We start from the raw sequence: 20,171 nt of genomic DNA, 5'->3' as shown, positions 1-20,171 counted from the left end.
ATGGCGACGGTCTGGGTGGCCGTCACGACGGTGACTCTCTGCGCGGTGTTCGCCATGGTGCTCGCTCTCGGCCAGGCCGTGGCCGCCCGGCACAGGGCCGGCGGCGCGGCGGACCTGGCGGCGCTCGCCGCGGCCGACCAGGCGCTGAAAGGGGCGGAAGCGGCCTGCGCGGCGGCCGGTGAAGTTGCCGAGGCGCAGGGAGCGGAGATCGTGCGGTGCGGCGTCCAGGGAGAGATCACCGACGTGACCGCCCGCGTGCGCTTCGGACCGTACGCACCGGAGGTCAGGTCGAGAGCGGGGCCTCCGGAAGGTCCTCCACTCCCGACAGGCCCGGCGGTGGGTACGGCCACGGATCCGACGCTGGGCCCAGGCAGGTCCGATCATGGATCTGGTTACGAGTCCGACGGCAGGTCCGACCGTGGATCTGGTCACGAGTCCGACGGCAGGCCCGGCTAGGAGTCCGACGGCGGGTTCGGCTACGAGTCTGAGGGGGGCGGTTACGAGTCCGAGGGCGGGTCCAGTGGCGGGTCCGGTGGCGCCGTCCTGAGCAGTTCGGTCAGGAGGCGTACGGCGCCCCGCTTGTGCAGCGGCTCGTTGCCGTTGCCGCACTTGGGGGACTGGATGCAGGACGGGCAGCCCGCCTCGCATTCGCAGGACGCGATGGCCTGACGCGTCGCCGTGAGCCATGTACGGGCCGTGTGGAAGGCGCGTTCGGCGAATCCGGCGCCGCCCGGATGACCGTCGTAGACGAACACCGTGGGAAGGAGCGTGTCGGGATGCAGTGGAACGGAGACGCCGCCGATGTCCCAGCGGTCGCAGGTGGCGAAGAGCGGCAGTATGCCGATGGAGGCGTGTTCGGCGGCGTGCAGGGCACCGCCGAGGATCTCCGGGGTGATCCGGGCGGCGTCGAGTTGGTCCTCGGTGACCGTCCACCACACGGCACGGGTGCGCAGGGTGCGGGGTGGCAGGTCGAGTTTGGTCTCGCCCAGGACCTCGCCCGTAATCAGCCTGCGGCGCAGGAAGGACACGACCTGGTTGGTGACCTCTACGGAGCCGAAGCAGAGCCGCCCGTCACCCCACGGGATCTCGGTGTCGGTCTCGAGCACGGCGATCGCGGTCGTGTCACGGGCGTTGGTCGAGTAGGGAGGGACGGCTTCCTCCACCAGGGCCACCGAATCCTCCAGGTCCAGCGTGCGGACGAGATAGGTCCGGCCCTGGTGGAGGTGGACGGCTCCCTCATGGACAGATGTGTGCGCAGCCGACTCGTCCACGGTCCCCAGCACCCGGCCTGTGCCTTCCTCGACGATCTGGACCGGACGGCCGCCCCCGCCGCGGATGTCGGTGAGGTCGGCGGCGCGTTCACGGCGTGTCCAGTGCCAGCCGGTTGTCCGCCTGCGAAGCAGCTTCGCGGCCTCCAGCTGTGGCAGGAGCTCGGGTACAGCGGGGCCGAAGAGCGGGATGTCGGCCTCCGTGAGGGGGAGCTCGGCGGCTGCGGCACACAGGTGGGGAGCGAGGACGTAGGGGTTGTCCGGGTCCAGGACGGTCGACTCCACCGGCTGCTGGAACAACGCCTCGGGGTGGTGGACGAGGAAGGTGTCCAGCGGGTCGTCCCGGGCCACCAGGACGGCGAGGGCGCCCTGGCCCGAGCGCCCGGCGCGGCCCGCCTGCTGCCAGAGGGAGGCACGGGTGCCCGGGTAGCCGGCGATGACGACGGCGTCCAGACCGGAGACGTCGATGCCGAGCTCCAGGGCGGTCGTGGCGGCCAGCCCGAGCAGGTCTCCGGAGTGCAGGGCCCGTTCCAGGGCCCGGCGCTCCTCGGGCAGATAACCGCCCCGGTAGGCGGCGACGCGCCCGGGCAGCGAGCGGTCCACCTCGGCGAGCCGTTCCTTGGCGATGAGCGAGATGAGCTCGGCGCCACGCCGGGAGCGTACGAAGGCGACCGAACGCACGCCCTGCAGCGTCAGGTCGGTCAGGAGGTCGGCGGTCTCGGCTGTGGCGGTACGGCGTACGGGCGCCCCCTTCTCGCCGTGCAGCTCGGTCAGCGGCGGCTCCCAGAGGGCGAAGACCATCTCTCCTCGGGGGGAGGCGTCGTCGGCGACCTCCTTGACCGGCAGGCCGGTGAGACGGCCCGCGGCGACCGAGGGCTGTGCCGCGGTGGCTGAGGCGAGGAGGAAGACCGGGTCGGATCCGTAGCGGGCGCAGAGGCGGCGGAGACGGCGCAGTACCTGGGCGACGTGGGAGCCGAAGACGCCCCGGTAGGTGTGGCACTCGTCGATGACGACGAAGCGGAGGGAGCGGAGGAAGGAGGCCCAGCGGGGGTGGGACGGGAGGATGCCCCGGTGCAGCATGTCGGGGTTGGTCAGGACGTAATTGGCGTACTGACGCACCCATTCGCGTTCTTCGACCGGCGTGTCCCCGTCGTAGACGGCCGGCCGGATCGCGGAGCCGAGGGGAGCCGCGAGCGCCTTCACCGCGCGGCGCTGGTCGGCGGCCAGGGCCTTGGTGGGGGCGAGGTACAGGGCGGTGGTGCCACGGCCGTTCGGGGCATCGGAGCCGTCGAGGAGGGTACTCAGCACCGGAGCGAGGTAGGCGAGCGACTTGCCGGACGCCGTCCCGGTGGCGATCACCACGGACTCGCCGTCCAGGGCGTGCTCGGCGGCAGTGGCCTGGTGGGTCCACGGATGGTCGATTCCGGCCCTGCCGATTGCCGAGATCACTTCTGGCCGGATGCGATCCGGCCAGAGGGCATGGGTTCCCGCACGCGGGGGCAAGTGCTCCGTATGAGTGATGCGCGCTGCCCGGCCCGCCGCTGCGGCGAGCCGGTCGAGAACCACCGTGGGAGAGGGGCGCGAGCCCGCGTTCTCGGGTGGTCGACTGGGGCGGTGATTCTTGGCCATCGGCACCGAGTGTGTCACTGGCGTGACGGACAATGGTCCCAAGGCGTCGTGCATGGCTGCTGGTAAGTGATTGAATGCCATCGCGGCTGGCGATCCGTCCCCTGGCCTCCGTCGGGGAGACCGAGGGGCGACCGCTCGATAGCAAGGTGCTGGAGGATCCGTGGACCTGTCCCTGTCGACTCGCAATGTGTCCGGGCCTGGTGGCGACCGTACGGTCGTCGAGGTCGGTGGCGAGATTGATGTGTATACCGCGCCCAAGCTGCGCGAGCAGTTGGTCGAGTTGGTGAATGACGGCAGCTACCACCTGGTTGTCGACATGGAAGGCGTCGACTTCCTCGACTCCACCGGCCTCGGCGTGCTCGTGGGCGGCTTGAAGCGTGTCCGGGCCCATGAGGGCTCGCTGCGCCTGGTGTGCAACCAGGAGCGCATTCTCAAGATCTTCCGGATCACAGGTCTGACCAAGGTGTTTCCCATCCACACCACGGTCGACGAGGCTGTCGCGGCTACCGACTGAATCGTCGGGTGCGGGCCGGCAGCTCCAAGGCCGGCGTTGCGCGCAGTGACAGACCGGCGGGCGGCAGCAGACGGGCCGCCAGGAGCAGGCGGTCGGCCATGTGGTCGGCTGCCGGCTTTGTCGGTTCCCGGAGGAGAATGAGACAGGGGTACCGGGCGTGATGCCCGGTCCCCTGAGATGCACGCCCATACGTTCGAGGGGGATGGCATGCCAACCGTTGAACTCCGCTTCAGCGCTCAGCCTGAACACGTCAGGACGGCCCGCCTCGTTGCAGCCGCCGTGGCGCGCCGGGCGGGTGTCGACGAGGCGGTGCTCGACGAGGTCAGACTCGCAGTCGGCGAGGCGTGCAGCCGCGCCGTCGGGCTGCACCGGAGCCATGACATCGCCGCCCCGATCACTGTCGTGCTGACCGAGGAGGAGAAGGAGTTCTCCATCGAGGTCGGTGACGGGCATGCCGCTCAGGGAAGCGACGCCTCGGTGTCGGGTGCTCCCGGTGGCGGGGGCCCTGACCAGGCGGATTCAGACGCCGACAGCGAGGACGAGATGGGCCTCGCCGTCATCAGCGGCCTGGTCGACGACGTGGAGGTCCGCGCGGGTGCGGACGGCGGAGTGATCCGCATGACCTGGCCGACGGCCCCCGCCGTGGTGCTTCCCTGAGCCATCCCGCCTCGTGCGGTCTGGCGCTGCCCCGCCGTTTCGTACGGCCTTGCAGCAGGCCCAGCAGGCCCCTGCGGCCCCCTACGCCCCTGCCCGCCTCGTGCGGCCTTGGCCCTCCGGCCTGCCCAGTCGGCCCTGAGTCTTCCCCTTGGCCGCCCGTGCGGCTCTGGCTCCGCCTCCCCGGCTGCCCTGTGCGGCCCTGCCCCACTCGCGCTGGCGGCCCTTTTTCGTGCCCGTGCGAGCGTCGGGTGACCGGCGTGATCACTTTTTTGCCTTGCTGAGCAGGGCTTTTTTCTTTGGGTCCGGTCAATGATCTCCGTAATGAAGAGCGAGCCGGATGTGTGTCAGGTGTACGCCGTGTGCGTGTAGCGCGTGAGTAATTCCTCTGCCCCATTACTGCATTCGGGTGCAAGTCCGAGCGAGATCATTTGTCATTGGGTGGACGAAAGTCGATTTCATTGACCACCCACTGTTTTGATCAGGATTTGCTCCCTACAATCCGTCCACGTCTTGAGCGCTCAGCGTCAAGGAGGACGTATGGCGGAGTTCTTCGACACCCGAATGGCAGAACTGACGCACACTCCCGTACCTTCCGGCCGCTCCACCTCACTCGCAGCCGCAGTTCTCACCGATGGCAACCGGCTGATCGTCGTCGTCATCGCGGTCGTCGCCCTGGCGGCACTGGTCGTGGCCCAGCTGCTCGTACGCCAGGTGCTGGCGGCGGGTGAGGGCACCGAACGCATGAAAGAGATCGCGGCGGCCGTCCAGGAAGGCGCGAATGCCTATCTGACCCGGCAGCTGCGCACGGTCGGCGTCTTCGCCGTCGTCGTGTTCTTCCTGCTCCTGCTGCTTCCGGCCGACAACTGGTCGCAGCGCGTGGGGCGCTCACTGTTCTTCCTGGTGGGTGCGCTTTTCTCGGCGGCCACCGGATACATCGGTATGCGGCTCGCGGTCCGCAGCAATGTGCGGGTCGCCGCTGCCGCACGTGAGGCGACTCCGGCGGAAGGCGAGCCGGAAAAGGATCTCACCACCGTTTCGCACCGAGCGATGAAGATCGCTTTTCGTACCGGCGGAGTGGTCGGAATGATCACGGTCGGCCTCGGCCTGCTCGGCGCCTCCTGCGTCGTACTCGTCTATGCCGCCGACGCGCCCAAGGTGCTGGAGGGGTTCGGCCTCGGTGCCGCGCTGATCGCCATGTTCATGAGGGTCGGGGGCGGCATCTTCACCAAGGCCGCCGACGTGGGTGCCGACCTCGTGGGCAAGGTCGAGCAGGGCATCCCCGAGGACGATCCGCGTAACGCCGCCACCATCGCCGACAACGTGGGCGACAACGTCGGTGACTGCGCGGGTATGGCAGCCGACCTCTTCGAGTCGTACGCGGTGACGCTCGTGGCCGCGCTCATCCTCGGCAAGGCCGCCTTCGGCGACGCGGGACTCGCCTTTCCGCTGATCGTCCCGGCCATCGGGGTGGTCACCGCGATGATCGGGATCTTCGCCGTCGCTCCCCGGCGCGCCGACCGCAGCGGCATGAGCGCCATCAACCGGGGATTCTTCGTCTCCGCCGTGATCTCGCTCGTCCTCGTGGCCGTCGCCGTCTTCGTCCATCTGCCCTCGTCGTACGCCGAGCTGGACGGCGTCACCGACGGCGCCATCACCTCGCACGGTGGAGACCCACGCGTCTTCGCCCTGGTCGCGGTGGCCGTCGGGATCGTGCTCGCCGCCCTGATCCAGCAGCTCACCGGCTACTTCACCGAGACCAGCCGGCGGCCCGTCCGGGACATCGGGAAGTCCTCGCTGACCGGCCCGGCCACCGTGGTGCTCGCGGGCATCTCCATCGGCCTGGAGTCGGCCGTCTACACCGCGCTCCTGATCGGGCTGGGCGTCTACGGCGCGTTCCTGCTCGGCGGTACGTCGATCATGCTGGCGCTCTTCGCGGTGGCCCTGGCCGGGACCGGTCTGCTGACCACCGTGGGTGTCATCGTGGCGATGGACACCTTCGGCCCGGTCTCCGACAACGCCCAGGGGATCGCCGAGATGTCCGGGGACGTCACGGGTGCGGGGGCGCAGGTCCTCACGGACCTGGACGCCGTCGGCAACACCACCAAGGCCATCACCAAGGGCATCGCGATCGCCACAGCGGTCCTGGCCGCGTCCGCGCTCTTCGGCTCGTACCGGGACGCCATCGCCACGGCGGTCGACGATGTGGGAGCCCGGGCGGGTGAGCTCGGGCTGAGCCTGGACATCTCGCAGCCGAACAACCTGGTCGGCCTGATCCTGGGGGCCGCGGTCGTCTTCCTCTTCTCCGGGCTCGCCATCAACGCGGTCTCCCGTTCGGCGGGAGCCGTGGTCCTGGAGGTGCGGCAGCAGTTCCGCGAGCGCCCCGGGATCATGGACTACACGGAGAAGCCCGAGTACGGCCGGGTCGTCGACATCTGCACCAAGGACGCGCTGCGCGAGCTCGCCACGCCCGGGCTTCTCGCGGTCCTGGCGCCGATCGCGGTGGGATTCACCCTGGGCGTCGGTGCCCTCGGCTCGTATCTCGCCGGCGCGATCGCCACCGGCACCCTGATGGCCGTCTTCCTCGCCAACTCCGGTGGGGCGTGGGACAACGCCAAGAAGCTCGTCGAGGACGGACATCACGGAGGCAAGGGCAGCGAGGCCCACGCCGCGACGGTCATCGGCGACACGGTGGGCGACCCCTTCAAGGACACGGCGGGCCCCGCCATCAACCCACTTCTCAAGGTGATGAATCTCGTGGCACTGCTCATCGCCCCCGCGGTGGTGCAGTTCAGTTACGGGGACGACGCGAGCGCCGGTGTACGGGCTCTGATCGCCGTCATCGCCGTCGTCGTCATCATCGGCGCGGTCTACGTGTCCAAACGGCGGGGGATTGCCGTGGGCGACAGCGGCAGCGATGGCCCGGGCGGCGACGGCGGCGGAGCCGGGCCCGCCAAGTCCACGGGGCCTGCGGCCGTTTCGTGAACCGGGAGGACAGGAGGTCCGGGCGGGTGCGTATGTGACGCCCGTTCAGTACGTCGGCGGTCGGCGCGGCCTGACGTGTCGTCCGCCGTCGTGCGTCCCCGTGCCGCAGCGCGGGCAGGGCGTACCTGAACATCTGTCCGGGCGGGCAGGTGAGTTGTATCTCCCTTGTTTCCCTTGGTGCAAATGGCTGCAAAAGAATATATATCGGATGCCCGCCGCCAGATTGTCGCCCACTTGGCGTGTAAGTTCCGGGGCCGAGAGCCTTGGAAGGGACCCAATCCGGTGAACAAGAAGCTTGCAGCCGCACTGTCCGGCGGTGCGGTACTCGTACTGACGCTGTCGGGTTGCAGCGACGACAGCGACAACAAGGTGAACGACTGGGCGAAGAAGGTCTGCGACCAGGTCCAGCCGCAGCTGCAGAAGATCGCGAACGCCAATGCCGCGATCCAGCAGCAGACGGCCGACAACAGCAAGCCCGCCGACGTCCAGAAGACCGACTCGGCCGCCTTCCAGCAGATCTCGCAGGCGTACAAGGCGCTGGGCTCGGCCGTGCAGTCCGCAGGCGCGCCGCCCGTGGACGGCGGGGAGACGACGCAGAAGGAGGCCGTGAAGGAGCTCAACGCCTCCTCCGTGGCCTACGCGAACCTGAAGACGAAGGTCGACGCGCTCGACACGAAGGACCAGGCGAAGTTCGCCGACGGTCTCAAGGGCGTCGCCGACGAGCTGAACAAGATCAGCACCAATGGTGACCAGGCGCTGAAGAAGCTCCAGTCCGGTGAGGTCGGCTCCGCGATGGCCAAGCAGAAGGGTTGCCAGAAGCCGACGGCCTCGGCCCCGCCGGCCTCCGCCCCGGACGCCCCGGCCGCGGAGTCCGGGTCGCCCTCGAAGTCCGCGTCGCCTTCGGCCTCGGCGAGCGAGAAGGCGTGACGGCATGACGGCGTGACGGCGTGACGGCGTGACGGCGTGACGGCGTGACGGCGTGAACACCCGACGGCGTACGGCGTACGGCGCGCAGCCCGTCAGCCCGTAGCGGAGAAGGCTCCGCAGCGGAGAAGAGCGGAGAAAGAACCGCCCCCAGCAGCCCGGCCGCCCCTCGTGGGCGCCGGGCCGCTGCCGTTGTCGGCGGGACCGGACACAATGGTCGGGTGAGTACGTCCAGCCTTCCCGCATCAGACCGTGCCCCCCGGCTCCGCGAAGCCCTGATCGCCGCCGCCTTCACCGCCGACGGCCTCCTCGAACGCCTCGGCGCGCCCGCGTACGCCGCACTGGCCCGCAGCGAGACCGTGCCGGCGCTCCGGGCCACCCGCGGGGATTCGCCGCTCGACACACTGGTCCGGCTCTTCCTCCTGCAGCGCCCTGTCCCCGCCGCCGCGGCCGCAGCGGCCCTTCCGCTGGAGGAGTGCGTCCGGGACGGCTGGGTGGTCCGCGAGGACGACCGGGTCAGGGCCACCGTCGACGTACGGCCCTACGGCGGGCCCGAGGGCCAGGACTGGTTCATCGTCTCCGACCTGGGGTGCGCGGTCGGCGGGGCCGGCGGCATCGGCTCGCACCAGGAGGGCGTCGTCCTGGGTGTCGGCGGGGCGTCCACCACGCTCGCCGGGATCACCGTACGCAAGCCCGTGGCCTCCGCCCTCGACCTCGGCACGGGCTCCGGTATCCAGGCCCTGCACGCCGCCCAGCACGCCACCCGGGTCACGGCCACGGACGTCAACCCGCGCGCCCTGGAATTCACCCGCCTCACCCTCGCCCTCTCCGGCGCGGCCCCCGCCGATCTGCGGGAGGGTTCCCTCTTCGAACCCGTCGGTACGGAGACGTACGACCTGATCGTGTCCAACCCGCCCTTCGTCATCTCGCCCGGAGCCCGGCTGACGTACCGCGACGGCGGCATGGGCGGCGACGATCTGTGCCGGACCCTCGTGCAGCAGGCCGGGGACCGGCTCAACGAGGGCGGGTACGCGCAGTTCCTCGCCAACTGGCAGCACGTGGAGGGTGAGGAATGGCAGGACCGGGTGCGCTCCTGGGTGCCCGCGGGGTGTGACGCCTGGATCGTGCAGCGCGAGGTGCAGGACATCACGCAGTACGCCGAGCTGTGGCTGCGCGACAGCGGCGACCACCGCACCGACCCCGCTGTGTACACCCAGCGGTACGAGGCCTGGCTGGACGAGTTCGAGGCCCGGAGCACCAAGGCCGTCGGCTTCGGCTGGATCACGCTCCGCAAGTCCGCCGTGGCCGCCGCCGGGTCCCCGTCGATCGTGGCCGAGGAGTGGCCGCACGCCGTGGAGCAGCCTCTCGGATCCGCCGTCGAGGCCCACTTCGCGCGGCAGGACTATCTGCGGGAACACGACGACGCCGCGCTGCTCGCCGCGCACTTCACCCTGGCCGAGGAGGTCGTGCAGGAGCAGGTCGGGCTGCCCGGTGCGGAGGACCCCGAGCATGTGGTGCTGCGTCAGCACCGGGGGATGCGACGGGCGACGAAGGTCGACGCCGTCGGGGCCGGCTTCGCGGGGGTGTGCGACGGGTCGCTGTCCGCGGGCCGGATTCTGGACGCCATCGCCCAGTTGATGGCGGAGGACCCGGTTCTGCTGCGCGACCGCACCCCGCAGGCCATCCGGCTGCTGGTGGAGGAAGGTTTCCTGGACCCCGTGAGATGACCCGCGCGCCGCGTCCCCGGCTCCCCCGGGTCTGCGGCTCCCCTGAGTCCCCGGTTCCCCCCGGGTCTGCGGTTCCCCGGGGTCTGCGGGTCCTCCACGTGCCCGGGCCCCAGGACCCCGCGTCCTGGGTTTCCCGCCACCCCGACGCCCTCCGCTCCCGGGCGCCCGCGCCGGGTGAGCCCGCGCTCAACACCCCTCTGACCAGCGCCGTCCCGCCCGGTCGACCATGACCGCGAGACCGGTGCGCGGGTTCCGCTCGCGGCCGTTCCCCGGGCGGCCGCGCGCTGTTCATCCGGGGTTCGCGCCGGCGCCGCCCCGGCGTGGCAGCCTCCCCTCTGCCGAGCCGTCCGCTCAGTGCGGCGGCACGGGGAGCCACGGGTGGCGCGCGGCGGCGTACGAGCGCCCGGGCCGCAGCCGCCGGGACGAGCGTGAGGGGTACGACATGGAGAGTGTCACCGCGGTCTTCGCCGGTGCGGCCTTCGCGCTGTTCGGCGCCGCCCTCCTCGTCTGGACGGGGGCGCGCACCATCCAGCGCGCGCCGGTCGCGCTCGGTGTGAGCCCCGTCGCCTCCACCGCCCTCGCCACGCTCTTCGGCGTACTCTTCCTCGTCCTCGGCGTGTGGTGCTTCATGCGCATCTGAACCCGCATCCGGACCCCGTTCTGATCCACTTCTCCGGCAGGGGCGGCGGCCGTCCGGCGGTAGTCCCGCGGGTTCCCCGGCGGGACGGCGAAACCCGCAGGCGACAGCGGTGCGCGGAGCGGACCGGGCGGTCCGGGCGGCAGGAATGGCGGAAGTCGGGTTACCGTTCGAGTGGCCGTTGCGGGCTTTTGCCGTTTGACACGGGGGCGGGTTGTACCGTCACACTCCGCAGCGACAGCACCGCGGGCAGCGTCAGAGCGCTGCCCGGATGCCCACGAGTGCCGACCGGAGAGAAGAGCGAAGTTGTCCCCGACCAGCGAGACCGCAGGCCGCCGACTCGTCATTGTCGAGTCGCCTGCCAAGGCGAAGACGATCAAGGGCTATCTCGGCCCCGGATACGTCGTCGAGGCGAGCGTCGGGCACATCCGCGACCTGCCGAACGGCGCCGCCGAGGTGCCGGACGAGTACACCGGTGAGGTACGCCGCCTCGGCGTGGACGTCGAGAACGACTTCCAGCCGATCTATGTCGTCAACGCGGACAAGAAGTCCCAGGTCAGGAAGCTCAAGCAGCTCCTCGCCGAATCCGACGAACTCTTCCTCGCCACCGATGAGGACCGCGAGGGCGAAGCCATCGCGTGGCACCTGCAGGAAGTCCTCAGGCCCAAGGTCCCGGTCCACCGGATGGTCTTCCACGAGATCACCAAGGACGCGATCCGGGCCGCCGTCGCCAACCCGCGCGAGCTCAACCAGCGCATGGTCGACGCCCAGGAGACCCGCCGTATCCTCGACCGCCTCTACGGCTACGAGGTCTCGCCGGTCCTGTGGAAGAAGGTCATGCCGCGGCTCTCCGCCGGCCGCGTCCAGTCCGTCGCCACCAGGCTCGTCGTCGAGCGGGAGCGCGAGCGCATCGCCTTCCGCTCCGCCGAGTACTGGGACCTGACCGGCACGTTCGCCACCGGGCGCACCGGTGACGCCTCCGACCCGTCGACGCTCACCGCCCGCCTCAGCGCGGTGGACGGGCGCCGCATCGCCCAGGGCCGTGACTTCGGTCCCGACGGGCAGCTCAAGCAGGGCTCCGCACAGACGCTGCACCTGGACGAGGCGAACGCCCGCGCCCTGGCGGCGGCGCTCGCCGACTCCGCGTTCGCGGTGCGCTCGGTCGAGTCCAAGCCGTACCGCCGCTCGCCGTACGCCCCCTTCCGCACGACGACCCTCCAGCAGGAGGCGAGCCGGAAGCTCGGCTTCGGGGCCAAGGCCACGATGCAGGTGGCGCAGAAGCTGTACGAGAACGGCTTCATCACCTATATGCGTACGGACTCCACGACGCTCTCGGACACCGCGGTCTCCGCGGCCCGGGCGCAGGTCACGCAGCTGTACGGGGCGAACTACCTGCCCGACAAGCCGCGGACGTACGCCGGCAAGGTCAAGAACGCGCAGGAGGCGCACGAGGCGATCCGCCCCTCCGGCGACCGCTTCCGCACCCCGGCGGAGACGGGCCTCACCGGCGACCAGTTCCGGCTCTACGAGCTGATCTGGAAGCGGACCGTCGCCTCCCAGATGAAGGACGCGACCGGTAACTCCGTCACCGTGAAGATCGGCGGCCGGGCGAGCGACGGCCGCGACGCCGAGTTCTCCGCGTCCGGCAAGACGATCACCTTCCACGGCTTCATGAAGGCGTACGTCGAAGGCGCGGACGACCCGAACGCCGAGCTGGACGACCGTGAGCGCCGGCTGCCGCAGGTCGCCGAGGGCGACGCGCTGACCGCCGACGAGGTCACGGTCGACGGCCACGCCACCAAGCCGCCGGCCCGTTACACCGAGGCCTCGCTGGTCAAGGAGCTCGAAGAGCGCGAGATCGGCCGCCCCTCGACGTACGCCTCGATCATCGGGACCATCCTCGACCGCGGCTACGTGTTCAAGAAGGGCACGGCCCTGGTGCCGTCGTTCCTCTCGTTCGCCGTGGTCAACCTGCTGGAGAAGCACTTCGGCCGGCTCGTCGACTACGACTTCACCGCCCGTATGGAGGACGACCTCGACCGCATCGCGCGGGGCGAGGCCCAGTCCGTGCCGTGGCTGCGCCACTTCTACTTCGGCACCGGCGACGACTCGACGGGCGCGGGCGCGGCCTCGGCGGCGGGCAACGGCGACGGGGACCACCTCGGCGGTCTGAAGGAGCTCGTGACCGACCTGGGCGCGATCGACGCCCGCGAGATCTCCTCGTTCCCCGTCGGCAACGACATCAAGCTCCGCGTCGGCCGCTACGGCCCGTACATCGAGCGGGGCGAGAAGGACTCCGAGGGCCACCAGCGCGCGGACGTGCCGGAGGACCTGGCGCCCGACGAGCTGTCCGTGGAACTCGCGGAGGAGCTGCTGGCCAAGCCGAGCGGTGACTTCGAGCTCGGCGCCGACCCGGTCAGCGGCAACCAGATCATCGCGAAGGACGGCCGCTACGGCCCGTACGTCACCGAGGTGCTGCCCGAGGGCACGCCGAAGACGGGCAAGAACGCGGTGAAGCCGCGGACGGCCTCGCTCTTCAAGTCCATGTCGCTCGACACGGTGACGCTGGCGGACGCGCTCAAGCTGATGTCGCTGCCCCGTGTCGTCGGTGAGGACGCCGAGGGCGTCGAGATCACCGCGCAGAACGGCCGCTACGGCCCGTACCTGAAGAAGGGCACGGACTCGCGTTCCCTGACGTCCGAGGACCAGCTCTTCGACATCACGCTCGAAGAGGCCCTCGCGATCTACGCGCAGCCCAAGCAGCGCGGGCGGGCCGCCGCCAAGCCGCCGCTCAAGGAGCTGGGCACGGACCCGGTGAGCGGTGCTCCGGTGGTCGTGAAGGACGGCCGCTTCGGTGCGTACGTCACCGACGGCGAGACCAACGCGACACTGCGGACCGGCGACAGCGTCGAGGAGATCACGCCGGAGCGCGGCTACGAGCTGCTCGCCGAGAAGCGGGCCAAGGGGCCGGCGAAGAAGAAGACGGCGAAGAAGGCCCCGGCCAAGAAGACGACCGCCAAGAAGGCCACGGCGGCGAAGAAGACGACGACCGCCAAGAAGACGGCCGCCACGAAGACGACGGCCGCGAAGAAGACGACCGCCAAGAAGGCGCCGGCGAAGAAGACGACCACCGCGGCGAAGCGGACGGCTCCGGCTTCCTCCGAGGAGAGCTGACCGCAGCGCTTCGACCGCCTTGGACGTCGTACGTGAGCATCGGAAGGGCCGGGGTGACCCGGCCCTTCCGGCGTTCGCGGGGAGCGCATCCCGCGTTCCCGTTGGGCATATGTTCGGACGCGGCACCCGGGCACCGCACCGCTCCCGATAGGCTGGGCGGATGACGCGAGCCGAGCAGCCACCGGTCGTGAGCCCCACCTCCGACACACTTGCCGCAGACTCACGCGAGCGCGCCGTACGAGCCCTGTTGCGTGTTCCCCCGCTCCGGCGGTTGTGGAGCGCCCAGGTCGTCGGCAGTATCGGCGATTCACTCGCCCTACTCGTGCTTGTGCTGTTGTCGCTGCAAGCGGCGGTCCTCGAGGGCTCCTTCGGGGCCGGATACCGCGGGGCGGCCTTCGCCGTCGCCGCCGTGTTCGGTGCCCGGATCCTTTCCACCGTGCTTTTCGGAGCCGTACTCCTGGGGCCTCTGACGGCGCTCACCGCGCCCGGTGGCCCCGTCGACAGGCGCTGGCTGATGATCGGGGCGGACGCGCTGCGGCTCGCCCTGCTGGTCGTCGCGCCGCTGTGGATCGACTGGATGCCGGACAAGGCACTCATGATGATCCTGATCACCGTGTTCCTGGCGGGTGTCGGCGAACGCCTGTGGGCGGTCGCCAAGGAGAGCGCGGCTCCGGCGCTGCTCCCCGCACCGCCGCCGGAGGGTGCCGCCGTGCGCCCGCTGCCGGACCACCTCGACGCACTCCGCAGGCTCTCCCTGCGGACGAACTTCCTGTCCGTCCCCGCGGCCGCGGCCGTGCTGGTGGTCGCCGCGCTGATCGGTGAGCTGCTGGGCACCGGCTTCGACTGGTTCTCCTTCCACCAGGCCGCCCTCGGGTCCTACATCGCGGCGGGGCTCTTCTCCGCCTCCGTGTCGACCCTGTACTTCCTCGAACTCCCGGCCACGCAGACGCCCCGCCCGCGCTCGCCCCTGGAGGGCCTGCGCCGGCCGGCCGCCGGGACGGGGTCCGACAAGGGCCGCACCGGCAGCATCCCGCTGGTCGTCGCCGCGTGCTCCGCGGTCGCCGGGGCCATCGCCGCAGCCGCGGGCGTCTCCGTGCTGCACGCCGCCGACCTCGGTGGCGGGCCCGCCACCTTCGCCCTGCTGATCCTGGCCCTGACCGGGGGCACCGCGCTCGGCATCCGTACCGCGCGCAAGGTGCTGCCCGCCCTGTCGCGGCGCAGGCTGCTGGCCCTGGCGGTCGCCGTCACGGGCGTGGCACTGCTCGCCCTCGGCCTGGTGCCCGACACCGCCACCGGTCTGCTGATCGCCCTGCTCGCCGGTTACGCGGCGGGGGTCGCCGCCCACATCGGGCACGCGGTCATCGACCAGGAGACGGAGGCCTTCCGGCAGGCCAGGGCCACCGAACACCTCCAGGCCGTCGTCCGGGTGCTGGTCGCGCTCGGCGCGGTGGGCGGGCCGCTGCTCGCCGCCGCCATCGGACGGCACCGCCTGGGTTCCGGCGACTTCGTCTTCGCGCACGGTGGGGCGGCGTTCGCGCTGATGCTCATCGGCGCCCTGCTGCTGCCCGTCGCGGTGATCGTCCTCGCGAAGACCGACGACCGCTCCGGCGTGCCGCTCCGCCGTGACCTGAGGGAGGCGCTGCGCGGCGGCGACCCGGCCGTCGCACCCGCGGCGAACGGTTTCTTCCTCGTCCTGGAGGGCGGCGACGGAGCCGGCAAGACCACCCAGGTCGAGGCGCTCGCCGAATGGATCCGCGCCAAGGGCCACGAGGTCGTGGTGACCCGCGAGCCGGGGGCCACCCCGATCGGCAAGCGGCTGCGCTCGATCCTGCTGGACGTCTCCTCGGCCGGCCTGTCGAACCGGGCCGAGGCACTGCTGTACGCCGCCGACCGCGCCGAGCACGTGGACTCGGTCGTCCGGCCCGCGCTGGAACGCGGCGCGATCGTCATCTCCGACCGCTACATCGACTCGTCCGTCGCCTACCAGGGCGCCGGCCGTGACCTCGCCCCGACCGAGATCGCCCGGATCTCGCGCTGGGCGACGAGCGGGCTCGTACCGCATCTGACGGTGCTCCTGGACGTCGACCCGGAGACCGCACGGGAACGCTTCACCGAGGCGCCCGACCGGCTGGAGTCCGAGCCGGCCGAATTCCACACCCGGGTGCGGTCCGGCTTCCTCACCCTCGCGGCGGCCGACCCGGCCCGCTACCTGGTGGTGGACGCCGGGCAGGAACCGGAGGCGATCACCACCGTCGTACGCCACCGGCTCGACCGGCTGCTCCCGCTCTCCGAGGCCGAGATCAAGGCCCAGGAGGAGGCGCGCAAGGCCGCCGAGGAGGAGGCCAGGCGCAAGGCCGAGGAGGAGGCCGCACGCAAGGCCGAGGAGGAGCGGCTGGAGCGTGAGCGGCAGGCCCAGCTCGCCAAGCTCCGCGCCGAGGAGGAGGAGCGCAGGCGCCGCGAGGAGGAAGAGGCCCGGCAGCGCGAGGCCGAGCGGCAGGCGGAGGAGGCCCGGCAGCGTGCCGAGGACGCCCGCCGTCGCGCCGAGGAGGAGCGGGCCCGCCTGGAGGCCGAGGAGCGGGTGCGCGAGGCCGAGCAGGAGCGGCTGCGTCTGCAGGCCCAGGAGGAGGCGCGGCTCCGCAAGGAGGCCGAGGAACTTCGCCTGGAGAAGCAGCGCAAGGCGGAGGAAGCGCTGGTGAGGTCCGAGGAGGCCCGCCGCCGTGCCGAGGCCGACGCGGCCGCCCGGGCGGAGGAGGCCGCTGCCGCACAGCGGGCCCAGGAGTCCGGACGGCCCGGCTCCGGGTCCACGGGGCGGTCCGTTCCGGACAACGAGCTCACCGTTCCGACCCCGGTCGTGAACCCGAACGAGATCACCCAGCCCGTGCCGGTCGCCCGGCCGGACCGTCCGGCGCCGGAGGCGGACGAGACGACGGTCCTGCCGCCCGTGCGCGACGCGGACGAGACGGCCGTCCTGCCGCCCGTACGGGACGAGGACCCGTCCGGCCGCGACAGGCGCCGGCCCTCCGCTCCCGAGAGCGAGAACGAGCGCACGCGGGAGCTGCCGCAGGTCAGTGACGACCCTCGGGCAGGGCGCGCGGCCGAGGACGCTCCCCGCCAGAAGCGGCCGCGTTCCGACTGGGCCGAGGAGACGCCCCTCGACGATCTGCCGTCCCTGGCCGACGAACTGCTCGGCGGCCAGGACGACGACCAGGGCGGCTCCGGCCGGGGCGGGCGCCGGCCGCGCCGCTGACGGCCGCCAGGCCGGTCGTACGGGCACGGGTACGGGTACGGAACGCCGGGATTGTCAGACCCTTCCCGCACAATAGGGAGGCGCTGGGATTCCGGCGTTCCAGCACCACACCACCGGAAGGGCGGTGACCATGACCGTATGGGACGACCTGGTCGGACAGGACCGGGTGCAGGAGCAGCTCGGTGCCGCCGCCCGGGACGCCGATGTGCTGGTCACCGCCAGCTCCGCGGGCGAGCCGGTGCCCCCCGGCTCGAAGATGACCCATGCCTGGCTGTTCACCGGACCGCCGGGATCCGGCCGGTCCACCGCCGCCCGCGCCTTCGCCGCGGCGCTCCAGTGCACCAGCCCCGACCGCGCGCTGGGCGGAGCCCCCGGCTGCGGCTTCTGCGACGGCTGCCACACCGCGCTGATCGGGACCCACGCCGATGTCGAGGTGATCCGCACGGATCTGCTCTCGATCGGTGTGAAGGAGACCCGCGAGCTCGTCCGCCGCGCCCAGCTCTCGCCTGCCGTGGGCCGCTGGCAGGTCATCGTCATGGAGGACGCCGACCGCCTCACCGAGGGCGCGGGCAACGTCCTGCTGAAGGCCGTGGAGGAGCCCGCGCCCCGCACGGTGTGGCTGCTCTGCGCCCCCTCCCTGGAGGACGTGCTGCCCACGATCCGCTCCCGCTGCCGCCACCTCACCTTGCGTACGCCCCCGGTGGACGCCGTGGCCGATGTGCTGATCCGGCGCGACGGCATCGACCCCGAGCGGGCCGCGTCCGCCGCCCGTGCCACTCAGGGGCACATCGGCCGGGCGCGCCGCCTGGCCACGGACGAGCGGGCGCGTGCCCGCCGGGCCGCCGTGCTGAAGCTCCCGCTGCGCGTCCAGGACATCGGCGGCTGCCTGAAGGCGGCCCAGGAGCTCATCGACACGGCGACGGACGACGCCAAGCAGGTCGCCGAGGAGGTCGACGTCAAGGAGACGGACGACCTGAAGGCGGCGCTCGGCGGCGTGGCGGGCGGCCGGATGCCGCGTGGCACGGCGGGTGCGATGAAGGAGCTGGAGGACCGGCAGAAGCGCCGCAGGACGCGTACGCAGCGCGACAGCCTCGACCTCGCGCTCAGTGAACTCACCGGTTTCTACCGCGATGTGCTGGCGCTTCAGCTCGGTTCGCGGATCGCCCTCGCCAACACCGACGTACGGGACGCCCTGGACCGGATCGCCGAGTCGTCCACGCCCGAGCGCACCCTGCGCCGCATCGAGGCCGTGATCGCCTGCCGTCGCGCCCTCGACCGCAACGTCGCGCCGCTGCTCGCCGTGGAGGCGATGGCGGTGGCGCTCCGGGCGGGCTGAGGCCCGGGCAGGGTGCGTGGGGCGTGGTCACGCGAGGGGGGCGCGGGGGCGGGTGAATTCACCCGTATGAGCAGGGAATCGGGCGAGTCGTCACACGGCGGCTACGCTCCGGGGATGGACACCAGGCGCCTGCTCCGTTTCTTCGCCACCGCGCTCGGCACTGCCGGCCTTCTCGTCTCCGGCTGCAGCAGCGGAGGGTCGGCGCCGAGCGCGTCGGCGACGGGTTCGGCCGCCACCGAGGAGCTCGAGCCGTACTACGGGCAGAAGCTGCGCTGGCGGGACTGCGGAGTGGAGGGCTTCCAATGCGCCACGATGAAGGCCCCGCTGGACTACGCGAAGCCCGACGGCGGGGACGTGAAGCTGGCCGTCTCCCGTAAGAAGGCCACCGGCCCGGGCAAGCGGATCGGCTCGCTCCTGGTGAACCCGGGCGGCCCCGGCGGTTCGGCCGTCGGCTACCTCCAGGGGTACGCGGCCATCGGCTATCCCGCCCAGGTCCGGGCGCGCTACGACATGGTGGCCATCGACCCGCGCGGGGTGGCCCGAAGCGAGCCCGTCGAGTGCCTCACCGGCAAGGAGATGGACACCTACACGCAGGTGGACCAGACCCCGGACGACCAGGGCGAGATCACCGCGCTGGACAGGTCCTTCCAGAAGTTCGCCGACGGCTGCCGGAAGCGCTCCGGCACGATCCTCCCGCATGTGTCCACGGTCGAGACGGCCCGGGACATGGACATCCTGCGCGCGCTGCTCGGCGACGAGAAGCTGCACTACGTCGGCGCCTCGTACGGGACGTTCCTCGGCGCGACCTACGCCGATCTGTTCCCCGCCCGGGTGGGGCGTCTCGTCCTGGACGGGGCGATGGATCCCTCGCTCCCCGCGGTCGACATCAACCGCGATCAGACCGCCGGCTTCGAGGCCGCCTTCCAGTCGTTCGCCGCGGACTGCGTGAAGCAGACCAGCTGCCCGCTCGGCACCACCTCCACCACGGACGCGGCGACCGCGCTGAAGAAGCTCTTCACCGATCTGGACGCCGAGCCGGTGCCGACGGGGGAGACCCGGCAGCTGACGGAATCCCTGGCGACCACGGGCGTGATCGCCGCGATGTACGACGAGGGCGCCTGGCCCCAGCTCCGCGAGGGCATCGCGGGCGCGCAGCGCAAGGACGGCTCCGGTCTCCTCTCGCTGGCCGACAGCTATTACGATCGCGAGCCGAGCGGGAAGTACGCCAATCTGATGTTCGCCAACGCCGCGGTGAACTGCCTCGACCTGGAACCCGCCTTCGACGGCCCCGCCGAGGTGGAGAAGGCGGTCCCGGAATTCGAGAAGGCCTCCCCGGTCTTCGGCAGGGGCTTCGCCTGGGCCGCGCTGAACTGCGCCGCCTGGCCCGTGGAGCCCACCGGCACCCCGCACCGCACCGAGGCGGAGGGCGCCGCCCCGATCGTCGTGGTCGGCACCACCCGCGACCCGGCCACTCCCTACAAGTGGGCCGAGTCCCTCGCGGACCAGCTCTCCTCCGGCACTTTGCTCACCTACGAGGGCGACGGCCACACGGCGTACGGGCGGGGCAGCGACTGCATCGACACGGCGATCAACACCTACCTGCTGGACGGCACGCCGCCGAAGAACGGTAAGAAGTGCACCTGACCTGCGGATACGGCGACGGGGGCGGGCGGTACGGAGCACCCCCGGAAACTGTGTAGACTTGGCGTCGCTGCTGACCGCACCATGGTGCGACAGAGCGTGCCGCCTTAGCTCAGTTGGCCAGAGCAACGCACTCGTAATGCGTAGGTCTCGGGTTCGAATCCCGAAGGCGGCTCTGTGGAAGCCCCAGGACTCACTCGCCGTGACCTGGGGCTTTTGCTTTGCGTGGATGGCGCGGCGGCCTCTTCGGCACGTGCCCGGGATGTCCTTCGGGGCGTTCGCCGGTAGTCCTTCCGCCCCCGGCACAGACCTCCGCCTGATGTGTCCCGCGCTCCATCTGGATGCCCCCGCATGCCCCCGGGGTACGGAGGCGCGATCGTGGAGTCATGGTCGGCACGCGTGCGGCGCGCGGCGATGTGAGCGAGGGCCTGAGCG

General features: G+C 71.3%; 12 protein-coding genes and 1 tRNA gene. 12 read left to right on the top strand and 1 reads right to left on the bottom strand.

Annotation, left to right across the window (positions count from 1 at the left end; genetic code table 11):
* Window positions 1–456: an Rv3654c family TadE-like protein gene (locus tag ACZ607_RS24850; protein ID WP_469737935.1), complete on the top strand. Its 456-nt coding sequence runs from the start codon at window positions 1–3 to the stop codon at window positions 454–456.
* A 41-nt stretch (window positions 457–497) separates the two neighbouring features.
* On the opposite strand, the gene ACZ607_RS24845 is transcribed toward ACZ607_RS24850, so the two are convergent.
* On the bottom strand, window positions 498–2,978 hold the full coding sequence (locus tag ACZ607_RS24845) for a DEAD/DEAH box helicase (protein ID WP_469737933.1): 2,481 nt from the start codon (window positions 2,976–2,978) through the stop codon (window positions 498–500).
* A 79-nt stretch (window positions 2,979–3,057) separates the two neighbouring features.
* On the opposite strand from ACZ607_RS24845, the gene ACZ607_RS24840 reads away from it, so the two are divergent.
* The 11 genes from ACZ607_RS24840 (at window position 3,058) to ACZ607_RS24790 (ending at window position 19,911) form a co-directional block, all read left to right on the top strand.
* Window positions 3,058–3,411, top strand: a complete 354-nt coding sequence (locus tag ACZ607_RS24840; RefSeq protein WP_003967428.1) for an STAS domain-containing protein — start codon at window positions 3,058–3,060, stop codon at window positions 3,409–3,411.
* 207 nt (window positions 3,412–3,618) lie between these two features.
* Window positions 3,619–4,068, top strand: coding sequence for an ATP-binding protein (locus tag ACZ607_RS24835; RefSeq protein WP_469737931.1), 450 nt, complete (start codon window positions 3,619–3,621; stop codon window positions 4,066–4,068).
* 537 nt (window positions 4,069–4,605) lie between these two features.
* Window positions 4,606–7,050 carry a sodium-translocating pyrophosphatase gene (locus ACZ607_RS24830; protein ID WP_469737929.1) on the top strand — a complete coding sequence of 815 codons (2,445 nt, stop codon included), beginning with the start codon at window positions 4,606–4,608 and terminating at the stop codon, window positions 7,048–7,050.
* A 282-nt stretch (window positions 7,051–7,332) separates the two neighbouring features.
* Window positions 7,333–7,977 carry a small secreted protein gene (locus tag ACZ607_RS24825; RefSeq protein ID WP_469737927.1) on the top strand — a complete coding sequence of 215 codons (645 nt, stop codon included), beginning with the start codon at window positions 7,333–7,335 and terminating at the stop codon, window positions 7,975–7,977.
* A 218-nt stretch (window positions 7,978–8,195) separates the two neighbouring features.
* Window positions 8,196–9,701 carry a DUF7059 domain-containing protein gene (locus ACZ607_RS24820; protein WP_469737925.1) on the top strand — a complete coding sequence of 502 codons (1,506 nt, stop codon included), beginning with the start codon at window positions 8,196–8,198 and terminating at the stop codon, window positions 9,699–9,701.
* Window positions 9,702–10,143: 442 nt separating this feature from the next.
* Window positions 10,144–10,341 (top strand): hypothetical protein, encoded by a 198-nt coding sequence (locus tag ACZ607_RS24815; protein WP_469737923.1) that lies wholly within the window; start codon window positions 10,144–10,146, stop codon window positions 10,339–10,341.
* Between the two features lie 303 nt (window positions 10,342–10,644).
* On the top strand, window positions 10,645–13,512 hold the full coding sequence (gene topA / locus ACZ607_RS24810) for a type I DNA topoisomerase (RefSeq protein WP_469737921.1): 2,868 nt from the start codon (window positions 10,645–10,647) through the stop codon (window positions 13,510–13,512).
* A gap of 160 nt (window positions 13,513–13,672) precedes the next feature.
* Entirely contained in the window at window positions 13,673–16,759 is a 3,087-nt protein-coding gene (gene tmk / locus ACZ607_RS24805) for a dTMP kinase (RefSeq protein ID WP_469737920.1), read from the top strand.
* A gap of 130 nt (window positions 16,760–16,889) precedes the next feature.
* Window positions 16,890–18,095: a DNA polymerase III subunit delta' gene (locus ACZ607_RS24800; protein ID WP_469737918.1), complete on the top strand. Its 1,206-nt coding sequence runs from the start codon at window positions 16,890–16,892 to the stop codon at window positions 18,093–18,095.
* 114 nt (window positions 18,096–18,209) lie between these two features.
* Entirely contained in the window at window positions 18,210–19,739 is a 1,530-nt protein-coding gene (locus ACZ607_RS24795) for an alpha/beta hydrolase (protein WP_469737916.1), read from the top strand.
* Between the two features lie 98 nt (window positions 19,740–19,837).
* Window positions 19,838–19,911, top strand: a tRNA-Thr gene (locus ACZ607_RS24790).
* Window positions 19,912–20,171: the final 260 nt, after the last annotated feature.

The organism is Streptomyces sp. NPDC104381 (assembly GCF_055583745.1).
This window is presented reverse-complemented; position numbering and strand designations above follow the sequence as displayed.

Coding starts and splice junctions, on each gene's coding strand:
- tmk (WP_469737920.1), top strand. CDS start 13,673: ATGACGCGAGCCGAGCAGCCACCGGTCGTGAGCCCCACCTCCGACACA.
- ACZ607_RS24800 (WP_469737918.1), top strand. CDS start 16,890: ATGACCGTATGGGACGACCTGGTCGGACAGGACCGGGTGCAGGAGCAG.
- ACZ607_RS24815 (WP_469737923.1), top strand. CDS start 10,144: ATGGAGAGTGTCACCGCGGTCTTCGCCGGTGCGGCCTTCGCGCTGTTC.
- ACZ607_RS24845 (WP_469737933.1), bottom strand. CDS start 2,978: ATGGCATTCAATCACTTACCAGCAGCCATGCACGACGCCTTGGGACCA.
- ACZ607_RS24795 (WP_469737916.1), top strand. CDS start 18,210: ATGGACACCAGGCGCCTGCTCCGTTTCTTCGCCACCGCGCTCGGCACT.
- ACZ607_RS24830 (WP_469737929.1), top strand. CDS start 4,606: ATGGCGGAGTTCTTCGACACCCGAATGGCAGAACTGACGCACACTCCC.
- ACZ607_RS24850 (WP_469737935.1), top strand. CDS start 1: ATGGCGACGGTCTGGGTGGCCGTCACGACGGTGACTCTCTGCGCGGTG.
- ACZ607_RS24835 (WP_469737931.1), top strand. CDS start 3,619: ATGCCAACCGTTGAACTCCGCTTCAGCGCTCAGCCTGAACACGTCAGG.